Raw genomic sequence first — 13539 nt, forward strand, 5'->3', positions numbered from 1 at the left:
TGGCTCAGGCGGCCAAGGCTTGGACCTCGGCCTGGGCATAATAGCGTGCCTCCGCCTCGGCGGGAGGGATGTGGCCGATTGGTTCGAGCAGCCGACGGTGGTTGAACCAGTCCACCCATTCCAGCGTGGCGTACTCGACCGCCTCAAAGGACCGCCACGGCCCGCGTCGATGGATGACCTCCGCCTTGAACAGGCCGATCACCGTCTCGGCGAGAGCGTTATCGTACGAGTCGCCAACACTGCCGACGGAGGGTTCGACGCCCGCCTCGGCCAAGCGCTCGGTGTAGCGGATGCTCACATATTGCGATCCGCGATCCGAGTGACAGACGAGGCCGCTGCCGGCGAAGGGGCGGCGCTCGTGCAGGGCCTGCTCCAAGGCATCGAGCACGAAGTCGGCCCGGGCCGAGCGCGACACACGCCAGCCCACGATCCGGCGGGCGAAGACGTCGATCACGAAGGCCGCATAGACGAAGCCGCCCCAGGTGGCGATGTAGGTAAAATCCGCCACCCATAGCCGGTTCGGGCATTCGGCCCTGAACTGTCGATTGACCCGGTCGAGCGGGCAGGCCGCCGCCGGATCGGGAACGGTGGTGCGAACCCTCCGCCCCCGGACGACGCCAGCCAAGCCCATCGTTCGCATCAGCCGGACCACCGTGCAGCGCGCCACAATGATCCCTTCGCGGGCGAGCTGCCGCCAGACCTTGCGCACGCCGTAGACCCGGAAGTTTGCCTCGTACACGCGCCGGATCTCGACCATGAGTGCCGCGTCCCGCTTGGCTCGAGCCGACAGCCTCCCGGGATCGGCTCGTCGCGCGGCATGGGCGTGGTACGTCGACGGGGCGATCGGCAGAACCTTGCAGATCGGCTCGACCCCGTAGAGCGCACGATGATCGTCGATGAAGGCGATCATGACCGGAACCGGCGGTCGAGCTCCGCCTGGGCAAAATACGCGCTCGCCTTCCTGAGGATCTCGTTGGCCTGCCGGAGCTCGCGGTTCTCCCGCTCCAGCGCCTTGATCCGCTCGCGCTCATCCGTCGTCGGTCCGGCCCGCACGCCCCGGTCGCGCTCGGCCTAACGGACCCACTTGCGCAGCGTTTCGCCAGAGCAACCGATTTTGGCCGCGATCGACTGGATCGCGGCCCATTGCGAACCGTGCTCGCTCTCATGCTCCCGGGCCAGCCGGACTGCCCGCTCGCGAACCTCAGGGGAAAAGGGTGGGGTATGCTTCGTCATGGCTCCAGTCTCTCAAGAGTTGGAGCCTCCGAAAATCCCGGGGCGATTCAGATCGCTGGCATTTCCTTCTGAACGCGCGCCAGATGCTGGAGCGCTGGTTGGTCGGCGCTCATGCCCGCTTGCGTGCCATTCCCGTCCCCTCCGGCTCGGCGGCTCCCGCTCCTGATTACGCCCGCGACCACGCCTTCCACGCAGCCGCACAGATCAAGCTGCCGCGCAGGAGGCACAACGTTGGAGAGCCGTGCGTCATGCACAGGTCCAGCGCCGCCGCGCGGCCGGCGAGTCGATCATGGCGATCGCGCGCGATCCCTCTGGCACCGGCAACGGTGCGGCGCTACGCCTCCATGGATAGGCCCCCGGAACATGGCGAACGGCGGATCGGATCGAGTCAGCTCGACCCCTGGCTGGCCTATCTCAAGCGCCGCCGTGCCGAGGGCTGCGAGAACGGATTGCAGCTCCTGCGAGAGCTGCGCGAACACGGTTACGCGGGCGGCTCGCGGCAGGTCCACAAATGGCTGCAGAGTCGACGGACGAAGGTCGCGATCACCACACCCCGACGCTGGCGTGACGCCATCCCCGGCATGACGGCCCCGGCTCGGCCGAGCTGCCGGCGCGGCGCGAGCAACTGTCGGGATCGAAGGTCCTCGCCTGGATCATGACGGTGGCGCCGGACCGGCTGAGCCCGGCCGATAGCGCTCTTCTCGTGCGCATCGTGCAGGATCCCGACGCGGCCACCCTACACAGGCTCATCCAGCGCTTCGTCGTGTTCGTACGCGAGGCCGGGAGGAAAAGGAACGGATCGTCCGCACATGGCGATCGACGCCTGGCGGCGTTCGGGGCTTGGATCGTCGAGGCGAAGGCGAGCGGCATCCGAGCCGCGCAGACGTTCGCCAGCGGGCTCGTCGTTGATGCTGCCGCGGTAAGGGCAGCGTTGACGATGCCGTGGAGCTACGCTCAATCCGAGGGCCAGATTACGAAACTGAAGCTGATCAAGCGACTGATGTACGGCCGGGCCGGCTTCGACCTTCTACGCCGTCGCGTGCTTCTGGCTCCTTGACCCACACGAAATGACGAAGAGCCACTGAACCGAAGCACGTCCAAAAGGAAGTTGAGCCTGTCTCGGGTTGAGAGGCTACTCCGGTAATTTCGGTATAACTCTTTCGATCAGTCGCGAGAATAGAGCGTTGCATTCCCTCGTAATCAACGATCTGTGCTCAGAACGAATCGCCGGATTGCGCCGAGATCGGGTGTTGCGGGGACCCGCAACCAACGTCATCTGACAGAGCCCGCTGCGCCGAACGCGCAGCGGGCTTTTTTCATGGCCCGATGCCGCGTCTCACCGCGCCCCGACAGGTCGCCGGCTGCGCCGCTCGGCCTTGCGGGTCGCGGTCTCGCGCAGGTGCTGCTCGATGGCGTCGTTGGCCCGGCCGCGCATGTGGCGGATGGCGTCCACGTCGTCGAAGGTCTCGGGGAAGCGCCGCGACAGCCACAGATAGGCGCTGGCGAGCTTCACGGTCCGCTCCTGGTAGTCGAGCGCGCCCGAGAGGTTGCCGCGCAGAGCCGGGACCGTGAGGCCGGCGGCGCGCGCCTGGCACCAGCGCTCCAGCAGCCCCATGGCGATCTCGTCGCGCCGGTCGATCGGGCAGACCGAGAAGGCGAACTTCTCCTCGATCGGCAGCCGCGCCCGGTCGACGATCCGGGCCACCTCCAGCACCTCATCCAAGGCCGAGGGCTGGAACGGCGAGCCCGCGTAGAAAGTCGCCCGGGCGAAGTGGGTCAGCACCTCGTGCAGGCTGTGCGTGCGCATCTCCTCGGCCACCGAGCGGATCGCCCCGAGATCCGGGCGGACGAAGAAGCGCGTGTCGGCCGCCGGCGCCGTCGGGGCACCCGAGAGGGCGGTGCGGATCGGCTCGGCGCCGTACGGGTCGGTCGCCGCCACGTAGCCGACATCCTGGTGGCCGTAGCGGCCGGCCCGGCCGGCGATCTGCCGGATCTCGGAATGGGTCAGCGCCCGCTCGGCGGTCCCGTCCCACTTGCGCACCGCCGAGAACACGATCCGCTTCAGCGGGCCGAGGTTGAGCCCCATGCCGATCGCGTCGGTGGTCACCAGCACGTTGGCCTCGCCGGAGCGGAAGCGCGCGGCCTCGGCCCGGCGGACCTCCGGCGACAGGGCGCCGTAGATGGTCGCGACCCGGTGGCCGCGGGCGACGAGGACCTCGCGATTCTCGTGCACGGCCCGGCGGGAGAAGGCCACGACCGCGTCCCCGGCCTCGACCTTCTCCAGCGGCACCGGCTCCTCCAGCAGCAGGAGCGGCGACTTGCGGGTGAAGGGGATCACCTCCAGGGACTCGTCGGCGGCCTCGGCGGCGCGGCGGACATACGACAGGGCGTCGTCGGAGCCGCAGACGATCACGGTCCTGGCGGCGACGCCGAACAGCGCGTTGGTCCAGGCCCAGCCGCGGTCGGGGTCCGACAGCATCTGGATCTCGTCGATCACCGCGACGTCGATGGGGCGGGTCAGGTCGGCGGTCTCGATGGTGCGGGCGGTGTGGGTCGGGTCAGCCTCGCCCAGCACTTCCTCGCCGGTGATCATGCCGGCGCGCAGGCCCCGCTCGCGCAGGGTCTCGTAGTTCTCCAGCGCCAGCAGCCGGAGCGGCGCGAGATAGGCCCCGGTCTCGGCCGCCGTCAGGTGCTGGAGGGCCGCGTAGGTCTTGCCGGAATTGGTCGGCCCCATGTGGAACACGATCTTCCGGTCGAGGCGCCGGGCGGCGGTGAACCGCTCGATATAGGCGCCGAAGCCGACCTGATCGCGCAGCCGCCGCAGGCGCGAACCCTCGCGCGCCACCGCCTTGGCGTGGCGGCGGACGGGGGTGAGCGTGTCGTTGAGGCCGCGGGCGAGCTTCGGGCCGTACGTGAAGACCCGCGACCGGAGCGAGCGGTCCATGTGGGCGATGTAGGCGGCGGCGTCAGCCCCGACCTCGCGCAGGTCCACGAGGAGCTGCGCCCGCAGCCGGTCGACCGGCTTGTGCAGGGCGCGGGTCGCCTGGAGGGCCGTGCGCGCCACGGCCTCGCGCAGGTCCTCCAGCCGGTGGGCCGGGTCGTTCCGGGCGGCCATGCGGGCGAGGATCTCGGCCGCCTCCGGCTCGGGGGCCATGTCGAGGCGCAGGTCCAGGCGGCCGTTGTCGAGGAGCGGGATCTCGGTCCGGATCAGCCAAGTGATGCGGTGGTCCTTGGTGACCACGGCCCGGAGGTTGGGGATCGCCTTCCGGATCGCCGGGACGCCGGTCTCCGCGAAGGCCCGGGCGGCCCGCATCTCCCGGAGCGCCCGGGCGACGCGGTCGTCGTCGACCTCGGCGCCGTAATCGGGCAGGTCGAGCTGGGCGAGCAGCCGGTCGAGGTCGACCGCCTCCGGGGCGACGCCGAGCCGCCCCAGGGACTCGATCAGGCTCTCGATCGTCGGGCGGAGACGCTTGCGCGCCATGCGGTCACCTTCGGCAGAAGCGTCTGACGCCAACCCCGACGCGGTCGGGGGCGTTCCGGATCCGATCCATGCGCCGAACTGCGTTCGGGCGCTACGGTGACATCGTCTTTGCGAGCGCAGCGAAGCAATCCAGCAGCGCCACGGGTCCCAGCGTTGCGCGACACTGGGTTGCTTCGCTGCGCTCACAAAGACGGAATCTCACGGATGCCGCGCCGCCTCGGCGAGCCAGCCGCAGAAGGCCCGCACCGCCGGATCCTCCGCCCGTGGCTCCGGGACGTAGGTGTAGTAGCTCCGCGCCGGCAGGGCGGGGCCCGGGAAGGGCAGGGTCAGGCGGCCGGCCGCGACGTCGTCGGCGATCAGCCGCTCGGGCCCCATGGCGACGCCGAGCCCGTCGAGGGCGGCCTGGAGGGTCAGGTAGAAGTGCTCCAGCGTCACCGTGGCCCGCGGCGCCAGCTCCGGGACGCCCGCCGCCCGCAGCCAGTCGGGCCAGACCCGCGGCAGCGTCGCGGCGTGCAGCAGCGTGTGTTGCCGGAGATCCGCCGGCACCCGGAGAGGCAGCCGCCGCAGCAGGTCCGGGCTGCAGACCGGGATGCGCCGCTCGGACAGGAACGGCTCCGCGCGGTGGCCCGGCCGGCTGTCCGGCCCGCCCCGGATCGCCACGTCGAACGGCTCCGCCAGGCTGGCGAGGGGCACGTTCGAGGTGGTCAGCCGCACCTCGATCGACGGGTTGGCCCGCTGGAAGCCCGACAGGCGCGGGATCAGCCAGCGGAGTGTGAAGGTGGCCAGCGCGTTCACGTGCAGCAGGCGCGGCCGGCCGCGCTCGGCCTGCCGGGCGGTGGCAAGGGCGATGCGGTCGAGGGCGGCGCCGATCTCGGTGGCGTAGGCCGTGCCGGCCTCGGTGAGGACCACGCGCCGGTTGTGGCGCTCGAACAGCGGCAGCCCGAGCCAGCCCTCCAGCGTCTGGACGTGCCGGCTGACCGCCCCGTGGGTGACCCGCAGCTCGCCCGCCGCGCGGGTGAAGCTCCCATGCCGCGCGGCCGCCTCGAAGGCTTTCACGGCGTTGAGGGGCGGCAGGCGACGGTGCACAGGTCAGGTTTCCTCACGCGAGCGTCAGCATAAGTCGTTTGTCAGCTCCGGGCCAGGGCGCCATCCTGCCGCCGCACCACGAAGGATGGCTGGATGTCCGTCGCGTCCGATCTGACCGCGTCTTCCGAACCCGCGTCTTCCGAACCCGCGTCTTCCGAAACTGCGTCCTCCCGGGCCGCGTCCCTGCCGGACGCCCGGCGCACGCTGGTGGCCACCGGCGTGAACCACGCCCTGCACGACGGCTACACGGACCTGATCTACGTGCTGCTGCCGGTCTGGCAGGCGGAGTTCGGCCTCGACTACGTCGCCCTGGCCTTCCTGCGCTCCCTCTACAACGGCGCACTGGCGGCGCTGCAGATGCCGGCGAGCCGCCTCGCCCAGGCCTGGGGTGCCCGCACCGTGCTGGTGCTCGGCACGGTGCTCAGCGCGGCCGGCTACGCGATCGCCGGCGCCTCGGGCGGCCTCGTCGGGCTCGGGATCGGCCTCCTGCTCGGCGGCGCCGGCAGCAGCACCCAGCATCCGCTGGCCTCGGCGGTGATCGCCCGGGCCTACGGACCCGGCGCCCGCGGCCCGCTCGGCACCTACAATTTCACCGGCGATCTCGGGAAGGCGGCGGTCCCGCCCCTGGTCGGCCTGCTGCTGACCCTGACCGGCTGGCGGCACGCGCTCTGGGTGATCGCCGGCGCGGGGATCGTGGTCGCGCTCGCGGTCGCGCGCCTGCTGCCGCGTGATCCGGCGTCACGCAGCTGCGCCGCTGCGCGTCCGGCGCCCCATCCGTCCGCGACCGGGCGGGGGAGCGGCACGGGCTTCCGCCTGCTCGTCGCGATCGGCATGCTCGACAACGCCGCGCGGCCGGCCTTCCTGCTCTACCTGCCGTTCCTGCTGCAGGAGAAGGGCGCGGCGCTGACCACGGTGGGCCTCGCCCTGTCGCTGGTCTTCGTCGGCGGCGCGCTCGGCAAGGCGGTCTGCGGGCGCCTCGGGGAACGCCTCGGCGTGACCCGGACCGTGATCCTCACCGAGACCGGGACCGCGCTCGCGATCCTGGCGGTGATCGTGCTGCCGCTGGCCCCCGGGCTGATCCTGCTGCCGCTGCTCGGCGTGATGCTGAACGGCACCTCGTCGGTGCTCTACGGGACCGTCCCGGAGTTGGCGCCCGGCGGCCGGGTCGAGCGGGCCTTCGCGGTGTTCTACACCTGGACGCTCGGCGGCAGCGCGCTGGCGGCACCGCTGCTCTACGGCCGGCTCGGCGACGCCGCCGGCCCGCACTGGGCGGCCGTGGCGGCGGCCGGGACGGCGCTCGCCGTGGTGCCGCTGATGCTGGCCCTGGCGCCGCGCCTGAGGACGGCGCACCGGCAGCGGGCCTGAGGCGCGCCGTCCGCTCGGATCACCCGTCATCGCGAGCGCAGCGAAGCGACCCAGGGCAGCGGGACTTCTCGGCAGCGCGACGCCACCCTGGATTGCTTCGCTCCGCTCGCGAAGACGTTTGCGTCAGGCGTTTCCGAGGGTGCTGACCCTGACGGCCTCGGACCGGCCGTCCACCGCCACGTCCCGGATCTCCGCCGGCGCCACGCGGGCCGCCGCGTAGACCGCCTCCGACACCACCGCCACGCAGCCGAGGACCTTGGTCAGGCCCTGGAGCCGGGCCGCGACGTTGACGGTGTCGCCGAGCGCCGTGAACCGCGCGTCGGTGGCGTCGCCCATCTCGCCGACGATCGCCGGGCCGGCATGCACGCCGATCCCGTACCGGAGGGTGTGCTCCAGGTCGGCCGCCAGGAGCCCGTTCAGGGTGTCGACCGACTCGGCGATGAGGTCGATCGCCTTCAGGGCCTCCCGGGCGGCTGCCTCGGCTTCCGTCTCCAGGCCGAACAGGGCCAGCAGACCGTCGCCGAGGAACTGGTTGGTCGAGCCGCCGGCCTCGCGGACGGCGTCGCCGACCGCGCCCAGGAAGCGGTTGATGATGAACACCGTGTCGTAGGGCAGGCGCTCCTCGGCGAGCCGCGTCGAGCCGCGCAGGTCGACGAACATCGCCACGATGAAGCGCTCCTCGCCGGACTGCGCCCGGTCGAGCAGGTCGGCCTGGCGCATGCGCGGCTGCGGCGGCAGCAGCGGCACCACGGCCATGTCGGTCTCGGGCCGGAACTGGCAGGCGAGGCGCACCCCCGGGCCGGCCGCGATGCGCTCCAGCACCGCCCGCTCCGTGCGGCCGGGCGCCGGTGCCCCGTCGCTGCCGTCCGTCACCCGGATCCGGCAGGTCGAGCACCGGCCGCGGCCGCCGCAGACGCTGGCGTGGGGGATCCGGTTGCGCCGGCTCGCCTCCAGGACGCTCGTGCCGCGGGGCACCCGCACCACCCGGCCGTCCGGGTAGCTGAGCCGGATCGTGCCGCGCTTGATCTCGGCGAGCGTCCGCGCGCCGCGGGCCGCGATCACCGCCGCCACGAGGCCCGCGTAGGTCCCGAGCAGCCCGTCCCGGATCGCGGCGAGCCGCGCCACCTGTTCGGGCAGCCCGACATGGACCGGCCGGAGCGCCGCCGCGCGCCACGCCGGATCCTGCGCCAGGGTCAGGACCATCCGGCCGCCCTGCGCGAAGCCCAGCAGCGACAGGACCGGAACCAGCACCGCGAGCGCCAGCAGCCAGGGCGCCATGCGGTCGAAGCCGGGCTTCAGCCGCAGCCAGAAATACAGGCCCATGCAGCCGTGGATCCAGGCGACGACCAGGACCGTGACCTGCATCAGGCCGAGGATCGGCGAGGCGATCCAGAAGGCGTAGAGTTCCTGCGCGTAGCCCTTGTCGAGCCCCTCGGTGACGAAGGAGACCCGGGTCCCGACGATGTGGCTGATGAGCAGCGGCGGGATCAGCAGGCCCGAGACCAGCTGCAGGGTCTCGGACGGCCGCCAGTGGAAGAAGCGGGCCGCGTAGAGGGCCTGGAGCCCGAGCAGCAGGTGGACCACCAGGGCGCCGTAGAGCAGCGTCAGGCCGACGGGGTTGAGCCAGACGGCCGTGACGAGGTCGAGGCCGTCTTCCATGGCGTCGAGGGAGACGTTGCCCAGGGCGTGGTTCAGCAAGTGGGTCAGCACGTAGCCGAACAGGATCAGGCCGCTGGCCAGCCGGAGGCGCCGCAGGTTCAGGCGGAGCCGCGCGGCGCGCGGGGCGGACCGGGGTTGCGCGCCCGACTCGGCGGACCGGAGCGTCGCGATCGAGGCTGTGCGCACCATGCTGGAGGTCCGAGGGGATCGGTTCTGGGCCCGCCATTCACGGGCCCCTCGTACCAGCAAGACTTCCGCGGCGTCCGATTTATTTCTAATCGCCCGCGCTCCGCCGGATCCCGGCGACGCGGATCGCGCGGGGCCGCCCGCGCCGGAGCCCCGATGCTGGATACGTTCTTCGCCCGCGCCGCCGCCGCGGTGGCCTCTGACCTGATCGGCGCCCGCCTGTTCGTCGGCGCGGCCGGCGGGATCATCGTCGAGACCGAGGCCTACGACAGCACCGATCCGGCCTCCCACAGCTTCCGCGGCCCGACCCGGCGCAACGCCAGCATGTTCGGCCCGCCGGCCCACGCCTACGTGTACCGGTCCTACGGGATGCACTGGTGCCTGAACCTCGTCTGCGAGCCCGGCAGCGCCGTGCTGCTCCGGGCCCTCGCGCCGACCGAGGGGCTTCCCGCGATGCGGGCGCGCCGCGGCCTGGAGGATCCGCGCCTCCTCTGCGCCGGCCCCGGCCGCCTCTGCCAGGCCCTCGGCGTCACCGACGCGCTCGACGGGGCGCCCCTCGCGCGGGCGCCGTTCCGGTTCGAGCCCCGCGCTGCGGGTGATTCCGGGGGCGTCGACGTGGTCAGCGACCGGCGCATCGGCATCACCCGCGGCGCCGAGACGCCCTGGCGCTTCCTGCTCGCCGGCTCCCGGTTCGTGAGCCGCCCGGCGCGGAAGGCGGGGCCGGCCGCCGGCTGAGGGCGGCCGCCCGCCGCGCCCCACCTCGCGCCCCGCCGCGGCCGCCGGGAACTTGGGCATCCGCCTGCGGTTCCCCGGTCGTGGACGAGGGAGCCCCAGCATGCTGGCGATGAACTACCGCGGACCGTACCGCGTGCGCGTCGATCGCAAGCCGATCCCGGTGTGCGAGCATGTTGAGGATGCGGTCATCCGAGTTACGCGGACCTGCGTCTGCGGATCTGATCTTCACCTGTACCATGGAATGGTGCCGGATACGCGCGTCGGCATGACGTTCGGCCACGAATTCACGGGCGTTGTTGAGGAGGTCGGCTCCGGCGTGCGCAATCTCGCCGTCGGCGACCACGTGCTGGTCCCGTTCAACATCGCCTGCGGCCGCTGTCACTTCTGCAAGCAGGGGCTGTTCGGGAACTGCCACGAGGCGAACGCGCAGGCGACCGCGGTCGGCGGCATCTACGGATACTCGCACACCGCCGGCGGCTACGACGGCGGCCAGGCCGAGTACGTGCGGGTGCCCTACGCCGATGTCGGCCCCTGCAAGATCCCCGAGACGATGGACCTCGACGACGCGGTGCTGCTCACCGACGTCGTGCCGACCGGCTATCAGGCGGCCGAGATGGGCGGGATCCAGCGCGGCGACACCGTCGTGGTCTTCGGCGCCGGACCGGTCGGCATCATGGCGGCGCGCTGCGCGTGGCTGTTCGGGGCCGGGCGGGTGATCGTCATCGACCACGTCGAGTACCGGCTCGACTTCGCGCGGCGGTACTGTCCCGCCGAGGTCTACAATTTCCGCTCGATCGGGGATCCCGTGGTCTTCCTGAAGAAGACCACCGACTCCCTCGGGGCCGACGTCTGCATCGACGCGGTCGGCGGCGACGCGGCGGGGAGCGCCCTGCACACCCTGATGGGGACCAAGCTGAAGCTCGAGGGCGGCTCGGCGGTGGCGCTCCACTGGGCGATCAACTCGGTCAAGAAGGGCGGGATCGTCTCGATCGTCGGGGTCTACGGGCCGACCGGCAACCTGATCCCGATCGGCAACGTCCTGAACAAGGGCATCACCATCCGGGCCAACCAGGCCTCGGTGAAGCGCCTGCTGCCGAAGCTGATCGCCCATATCGAGGCGGGCCGCCTGAACCCCAAGGAACTGATCACCCACAAGGTGCCCCTCGAGGAGGCCGCGGATGCCTACCACCTCTTCTCGGCCAAGCTCGACGGCTGCATCAAGCCGGTCCTGGTCCCCCCGACGGCACGCGCGTGAGGAGGGGGCGATGAGAAACCGTCCGATCGATCCGTCGACGGTCCCGGGCTGGGGCGTCGACGCGGATCCGCAGAACGATCCGACCTACCCGATGCGCGACATCGCGCGCGACGACAGCCGGGGCATGAACTGGACGCGGCCGCCGCAGCAGCGGGCGCGCGTCGAGGTCCTCACCTCGATCGAGTACAACGCCCGGCCGGCGGTCGTCGGCACGTCGACCCCGCCGCGCGGCGTGAGCGGCGTCATCCGCCGGCAGGCGTTCCGCTACAGCGAGTCCCAGTGGGCGCACTGGCTGATGCTGATGGCCGCCGACCGGGTGAACGTGGTCGAGGGCGTGGTCGACGACCTCGCGCGGGGCCGCGTCCCCAACGTCCCGGCCGAGATGGGCGCCCGGGCCGAGCTGGCCCACAACCGGTCCGGGCTGGCGGCGAAGCTCGCGCTGACCGGCGCGGCGATCGGGCTCGGGATCCTGGTCTCGCGCCTGGCCCGGGCGCAGCGGCGCTAGGGCCGCCCCCGGACGACGGCGCGGGGAACGGCTTTCGCGGCGGGTCCTCCCTCGGCTAGGACAGCGGGGCGCGCAGCCCTCCGGGTGCCTGCGGCGAGCCCGGGGGGACCATGGCGGCCAAGGATGAAGCGACGTGGCGGGTCGGCGTCCTGTTCTCCCGCAGCGGGGTGAGCGGCATCACCGAGACCGAGCACTTCCTCGGCACCGCCCTGGCGATCGAGGAGATCAACCGGGCGGGCGGCGTGCTCGGGCGCCCGATCGAGCCCGTCTGCTACGACCCCGCCGGCGACAACGACGCCTACCGCACCCTGGCCCGGCGGATGCTCGCCGAGGACGGGGTCGAGGTGGTGTTCGGCTGCTCGCTCTCGGCGAGCCGGAAGTCGGTCATGTCCACCGTGGAGCGGCACAACGGCCTGCTCTGGTACCCGTCGATCTACGAGGGCTTCGAGTACTCGGAGAACATCATCTACACCGGCGCGACCCTCAACCAGAACGTCTTCGCCCTGGCCGACTACCTGATGCAGGAGCACGGGCCGCGGATCTTCCTGATCGGCTCCGACTACATCTACCCGCGGGAATCGAACCGGGTCATGCGCGACCTGATCGAGGCGAAGGGCGGGACCATCGTGGGCGAGCTGTACGCGGCCCTCGACGCGGACGACGCGGCCCACGCCGCCATGATCGCGGCGATCCGCGACGCCGCTCCGGACGCGGTCTTCTCCACGGTGGTGGGGCGCGGCGCCGAGCGGCTCTACCGCGCCTACGCCGCGTCCGGCATCGACCGCGCCCGCTGCCCGATCGCCAGCCTCACCCTGGCGGAGGGCCAGATCCGCGCGATCGGCCCCGAGCACTGCACCGGCCACGTCCTCGCGGCGCCGTATTTCGGCGCGCTGCCCGGCGAGGAGAACCGGCGCTTCGTCGCCGCCTTCCAGGCCCGGTTCGGGCCTGAGCGCCCCACCAGCATGTGGTCGGAGACCGCCTACGCGCAGGTCCACCTCTTCGCCCGGGCGCTCGCGGAGGCCGGCACCCTCGACGCCGAGCGCCTCGGCGCGGCGGCCCTGCGGCAGCGCCTCGCGGCGCCGGAGGGCGAACTCGCCTTCGACGGCGAGACGCGCCACATCTGGCTCACCCCCGGCATCGGGGTCGCCCGCGCGGACGGGCAGTTCGACGTCGTCTGGCGGGCGCGGCGGCCGGTGCGGCCCGACCCGTACCTCGCGTGGTCCCGGTTCGAGACGAACTGGCTGGAGGAGGGGCTCGCCGCGTGACCGCCCCCGCCCGCAAGATCCTGGACGACCTGCGGCGCGCCCGCGCCCTCGTCATCCATCCCCGGGACGAGGAGGCCGCCGCTTTGCTGGAGCAGCTCCGCCGCCTCGGCTGCGCGGTCTCCCTGGCGTGGCCGCCGCCCGCCGCCCTGCCGGCCGACATCGACACGCTGTTCATCCAGCTCGACGACGCCCAGGTGATGCACCTGCTGCCGTCGATCGAGGCGATCGAGCCGGCGGTCATCGCCATCGTGGCCTACGAGAGCCCGACCTCGCTGAAGGCGATCGCGGACGTCAACGCCCACGGCGTGCTCAACAAGCCGCTCCACCCGCGGGGCGTGCTCACCCAGTTCGCCCTGGCCCGCTACCGGCGCGGTTACGAGGGCCGGCTCACCAGCAAGATCAACCGGCTGGAGGAGACCATGAAGGGCCGCCGCACCGTCGAGAAGGCGGTCCGGCTGCTCGTGGACCTGAACCGGATCGACGAGGACGCCGCCTACAAGATGCTCCGGGACCGGGCCACCGCCGCCCGTGTGCCGATGGCGAGCGTGGCCGAGAGCGTGGTCTCCGCCCACGAGGCGATGAGCGGACTCGGCCTGCGCATCGCGTTGGCGGAAAAGACTTGATCGCAGCAGCCTGCCGCATTTATGGTCTTGCGGTCTGTTTCGGGGTGCGTATCGTAGTCTAACCGGGCAAGGTTGCCCCGCAGCAGCAGTGCTGCACGACATCACGGCTTTGAAGCCTCTGGTTCGCGGATGATCTGTCTCCGCGC

The 13539-nt window shown here is 71.9% G+C and carries 9 protein-coding genes, 2 pseudogenes and 1 other annotated feature; of the genes and pseudogenes, 7 read left to right on the forward strand and 4 right to left on the reverse strand.

The features are described 5' to 3' along the window. Window positions 1–4 precede the first annotated feature (4 nt). Window positions 5–1233: pseudogene (locus tag LXM90_RS02385) on the reverse strand (IS3 family transposase). Further along, window positions 836–952, reverse strand: a sequence feature (AL1L pseudoknot). It overlaps the preceding pseudogene by 117 nt. A 47-nt stretch (window positions 1234–1280) precedes the next feature. On the opposite strand from LXM90_RS02385, the pseudogene LXM90_RS02390 reads away from it, so the two are divergent. After that, window positions 1281–2290 (forward strand): annotated as a pseudogene (locus LXM90_RS02390) (transposase); the annotation flags it as partial. A 279-nt stretch (window positions 2291–2569) separates the two neighbouring features. On the opposite strand, the gene LXM90_RS02395 reads toward LXM90_RS02390, so the two are convergent. Together LXM90_RS02395 and gcvA are read right to left on the reverse strand one after the other, a co-directional pair. Further along, window positions 2570–4714: a helicase-related protein gene (locus LXM90_RS02395; protein ID WP_234081631.1), complete on the reverse strand. Its 2145-nt coding sequence runs from the start codon at window positions 4712–4714 to the stop codon at window positions 2570–2572. 198 nt (window positions 4715–4912) lie between these two features. Then, a complete protein-coding gene (gene gcvA / locus LXM90_RS02400; RefSeq protein WP_234081632.1) occupies window positions 4913–5800 on the reverse strand; it encodes a transcriptional regulator GcvA in 888 nt (295 codons plus the stop codon). Window positions 5801–5893: 93 nt separating this feature from the next. Here gcvA and LXM90_RS02405 point away from each other — a divergent pair, with 93 nt between their 5' ends. Then, entirely contained in the window at window positions 5894–7165 is a 1272-nt protein-coding gene (locus LXM90_RS02405; protein WP_234081633.1) for an MFS transporter, read from the forward strand. Window positions 7166–7288: 123 nt separating this feature from the next. On the opposite strand, the gene LXM90_RS02410 is transcribed toward LXM90_RS02405, so the two are convergent. Continuing rightward, window positions 7289–9013 carry an adenylate/guanylate cyclase domain-containing protein gene (locus tag LXM90_RS02410; RefSeq protein ID WP_234081635.1) on the reverse strand — a complete coding sequence of 575 codons (1725 nt, stop codon included), beginning with the start codon at window positions 9011–9013 and terminating at the stop codon, window positions 7289–7291. Window positions 9014–9166: 153 nt separating this feature from the next. Here LXM90_RS02410 and LXM90_RS02415 point away from each other — a divergent pair, with 153 nt between their 5' ends. The 5 genes from LXM90_RS02415 (at window position 9167) to LXM90_RS02435 (ending at window position 13393) form a co-directional block, all read left to right on the forward strand. Further along, the gene (locus LXM90_RS02415) at window positions 9167–9745 is read left to right on the forward strand and encodes a DNA-3-methyladenine glycosylase (RefSeq protein ID WP_234081637.1); all 579 of its coding nucleotides are present in this window, start codon (window positions 9167–9169) and stop codon (window positions 9743–9745) included. A 109-nt stretch (window positions 9746–9854) separates the two neighbouring features. After that, window positions 9855–11000 carry a zinc-dependent alcohol dehydrogenase gene (locus LXM90_RS02420; protein WP_234082917.1) on the forward strand — a complete coding sequence of 382 codons (1146 nt, stop codon included), beginning with the start codon at window positions 9855–9857 and terminating at the stop codon, window positions 10998–11000. Window positions 11001–11010: 10 nt separating this feature from the next. Further along, a complete protein-coding gene (locus LXM90_RS02425; protein ID WP_020096065.1) occupies window positions 11011–11505 on the forward strand; it encodes a hypothetical protein in 495 nt (164 codons plus the stop codon). Window positions 11506–11615: 110 nt separating this feature from the next. After that, window positions 11616–12770 carry a transporter substrate-binding domain-containing protein gene (locus tag LXM90_RS02430; RefSeq protein WP_020096064.1) on the forward strand — a complete coding sequence of 385 codons (1155 nt, stop codon included), beginning with the start codon at window positions 11616–11618 and terminating at the stop codon, window positions 12768–12770. Then, complete coding sequence (locus tag LXM90_RS02435; protein ID WP_020096063.1) at window positions 12767–13393, forward strand: ANTAR domain-containing response regulator; 627 nt, start codon at window positions 12767–12769, stop codon at window positions 13391–13393. The genes LXM90_RS02430 and LXM90_RS02435 overlap by 4 nt, the downstream gene beginning before the upstream one ends. Window positions 13394–13539: the final 146 nt, after the last annotated feature.

The organism is Methylobacterium oryzae, from assembly GCF_021398735.1.
Taxonomy (GTDB): Bacteria; Pseudomonadota; Alphaproteobacteria; order Rhizobiales; family Beijerinckiaceae; genus Methylobacterium.